The sequence below is a fragment of the Methylobacterium sp. WL116 genome (assembly GCF_008039455.1).
In the GTDB taxonomy this organism is placed as follows: Bacteria; Pseudomonadota; Alphaproteobacteria; order Rhizobiales; family Beijerinckiaceae; genus Methylobacterium.
Map to the genome: position 1 here is coordinate 1 of NZ_VRUV01000489.1, position 3,420 is coordinate 3,420.

At 72.3% G+C, this 3,420-nt stretch carries 3 protein-coding genes; all 3 read right to left on the minus strand.

Annotated elements, in window-relative coordinates; translation table 11 throughout:
* Positions 1–1,127, minus strand: a 1,127-nt coding sequence (gene ftsZ / locus FV223_RS23255) for a cell division protein FtsZ (protein WP_147729211.1), incomplete at its 3' end; no start/stop codon positions are given.
* A 103-nt stretch (positions 1,128–1,230) separates the two neighbouring features.
* Positions 1,231–2,553, minus strand: coding sequence for a cell division protein FtsA (gene ftsA, locus FV223_RS23260; protein ID WP_147729212.1), 1,323 nt, complete (start codon positions 2,551–2,553; stop codon positions 1,231–1,233).
* Between the two features lie 58 nt (positions 2,554–2,611).
* The coding region (locus FV223_RS23265; protein ID WP_147729213.1) for a cell division protein FtsQ/DivIB at positions 2,612–3,420 on the minus strand (809 nt) is incomplete at its 5' end.

The window sequence follows — 3,420 nt, forward strand, 5'->3', positions numbered from 1 at the left end:
GGCTGAGCCTGCGTCACGGCCGGCTCGGCCGCGGCGCGAAAGCTCGGGGCGTTCTGGGCGGCGCGCGAGCGGGCCTCGGAGCGCAGGCGCTCGGCGACCTCGGCGATGCGCTGCTCGGTCTCGGCGATCTCCTTGTTGTTCGGCGAGTTGGCCGAGATCAGCGCCGGCTCGATCCCGGTGGCGACGACCGAGACGCGGATGATGCCGTCGAGGCTCTCGTCGAAGGTCGCGCCGAGGATGATGTTGGCTTCCTGGTCGACCTCCTCGCGGATGCGGGTGGCGGCCTCGTCGAGCTCGTACAGCGTCAGGTCGGCGCCGCCGGTGATCGAGATCAGCAGGCCGCGGGCGCCCTTCATCGAGACGTCGTCGAGGAGCGGGTTGGCGATCGCGGCCTCGGCCGCGCGGCTGGCGCGCTTCTCGCCGGACGCCTCGCCGGTGCCCATCATCGCCTTACCCATGCCGCGCATGATCGCGCGCACGTCGGCGAAGTCGAGGTTGATCAGGCCTTCCTTGACCATCAGGTCGGTAATGCAGGCGACGCCCGAGTAGAGCACCTGGTCGGCCATCGCGAAGGCGTCGGCGAAGGTGGTCTTCTCGTTGGCGACCCGGAACAGGTTCTGGTTCGGGATCACGATCAGCGTGTCGACGGCCGCCTGCAGCTCCTGGATGCCGGCTTCCGCCGTGCGCATGCGGCGCAGGCCCTCGAACTGGAACGGCTTCGTCACGACGCCGACGGTGAGGATGCCCATGTCGCGGGCGGCGCGGGCGATGACGGGGGCCGCGCCGGTGCCGGTGCCGCCGCCCATGCCGGCGGTGATGAAGCACATGTGCGCGCCCGAGAGCTGGTCGCGGATCTCGTCGATCACCTCGTCGGCGGCGGCCGAGCCGACCTCGGGGTGGGAGCCGGCGCCGAGGCCCTGCGTCACGCCCAGCCCCATCTGGATCACGCGCTCGGCCTTCGACGAGGTCAGCGCCTGGGCGTCGGTGTTGGCCACGACGAACTCGCAGCCGAGCAGACCCGACTCGATCATGTTGTTGACGGCGTTGCCGCCGGCGCCGCCGACACCGAACACGGTGATGCGGGGCTTGAGTTCGCGGATGTCAGGCGCCTGGAGAGAGATGGCCATGGTGTCGAGCCCTTCGTGACCTTTAACGCGTTGTCCGGAGCGCCTCCGTGGAGGAAGCGCCGATTCGTCGAGGCCGGGCGCGAGAGGGCGCCCGGGAAAACGCCTAGAAACCCTGCTTCAGCCACTCGTAGACGCGGCCGATGTAACCGTCGGTCCCGGTGCCGGCGAAGGCGCGCTGCCCCCGCGGCTCGAAGTGCTCGGCATGCGCCACCTGCGGGTAGACCAGCAGGCCGACCGCGGCCGAGAAGGCCGGACCCTTGGCCGCCTCGGGCAGGCCGCGGATGCCGAGCGGGCGCCCGATCCGGACCTGGCCCTGCATCACCCGGCGGGTGACCTCGGGCAGGCCGACGAGCTGGCTCGCGCCGCCTGTGAGCACGACCCGGCGCCCCGCCTGGGCGGCGAAGCCGGCCGCGCGAAGGCGGTCGCGGACGAGCTCGACCACCTCCTCGACGCGCGGCTTGATGATCCGCACCAGCTGCGAGCGCGGAACGTGGTTCGGGGTCTCGCCCTCGTCCTCGCCGACGCCGTGGACGGCGATCATGTCGCGCTCGTCCGACGGGGTGGCGATGGCCGAGCCGTAGAGCGTCTTCAGCCGCTCGGCCGCCGCGACCCGGGTCGAGAGCCCGCGGGCGATGTCCATGGTGACGTGGTGGCCGCCGACCGCGATCGCGTCGGTGTGGACGAGATGCCCCCCGGAGAACACGCCGAAGCTCGTGGTGCCGCCGCCCATGTCGACGACGCAGACGCCCATCTCGGCCTCGTCGTCGACCAGCGCCGAGAGGCCGGCGGCGTAGGGGGTGGCGATCACCGCCTCGACGCCGAGATGGCAGTGCTCGATCGCGAGCATGACGTTGCGGGCGGCCGCGGCTTCCGCCGTGACGACGTGGAGGTCGACCCCGAGCGCCTCGCCGATCATCCCCGAGGGGTCGATCACCGCGCCCTGGCCGTCGAGGGCGTAGCCGGTCGGCAGCGCGTGCAGCACGGCGCGGCCGGGGCTGACGCCGTGGGCGCTCGCGGTCTCCAGCACGCGCTCCACGTCGGCGCCGGTGACGGTGCCGGTGCGGACGTTGACCCGCGCCTGGAAGTGCTGCGAGGCGAGGCGCCCGCCGCTCATGTTGACGATGACCGACTGGACCTCGACCTTGGCCATCCGCTCGGCGGCGTGCACCGCCTGGCGGATCGCGCCCTCGGCGGCCTCGAGGTCGACGATCGCGCCGCCCTTCAGCCCGTGCGAGCGCTGGTGGCCGATGCCGATGATGCGGGCGAGGTGCGTCCGGCCCTTCAGCGTGGTGAGGGCTTCGGCCGGCTGCAGCTCGGCGATGAGGCAGACGACCTTGCTGGTGCCGATGTCGAGCACCGACAGCGTGGTGCTGCGGCGCGCCGAGAGCGGCTTCAGGCGGGGCGTCAGGCCGTGTTGGGAATGCATCAGCGCTTACCGACGAAGGACGGGGAACGGGCGGGGCGGCGGGTGGACCGGACTGCGCTCACGTCGCGGTCCCCTTCTTCGTCTTCTTCTGCGCCTCGGCCCGGGCGGCCGCGGCCTCCTCGGTGAGGCGGACCACGACCCGGTCGGGCATCCGCAGATCGACCGCGATGATGTCCTTCTCCAGCAGGCGGTTGGCGCGCTCGAGCTCGACCAGCCGGGCCAGCGCGGCTCCGGGCTCGATTTCCGGCAGGCGGATGTCGACGCCGTCGAGCTTCAGGGTCCAGCGCCGGCCGGAGACGTAGGTGCCGGCGCGGATGCGGTCGGCGAGCGGGCCGGCCGCGGCGACCAGGGCGAGGTACTCGCCGAGCTTGGTGTTGGCGTCGTCGCCGACGACCAGCGGCAGGCTCGCGTAGCGGTCGTCGCGCATCGTATCGATGATCGTGCCGTCGGCGGCGATGACGCTGATCTCGCCGTTCATCTGCCACAGGGCGGCGGGCTCGCGCTCGACCTGGTTGATGACGATCTCGCGGGGATAGATCTTGCGCACCGAGACGGAGGCGATCAGCGGCACCCGGAGCAGGCGGGCACGCACCTCGGCGACGTCGAGGAAGGGCACGGACGAGCGCCAGTCGATGCCGGCGGCGGCGAGCACCTCGCGCTCGTACATCCGCGAGATGCCCGAGATGGTGACGCGCTCGACGCCGAAGCCGGCGACGCGGGCGAGGATGTCGAGGGGGCGGCCGTTCTCGATGACGAAGGCGTCGTAGCGGCCGCTGGCGACGAAGCCGGCGAGCGCCAGCGCCCCGAAGGCCGTGCTGAGGCCGAGGGCGCCGATGCCGCGCGGCAGGCGCTCGGCCATCGACGGCC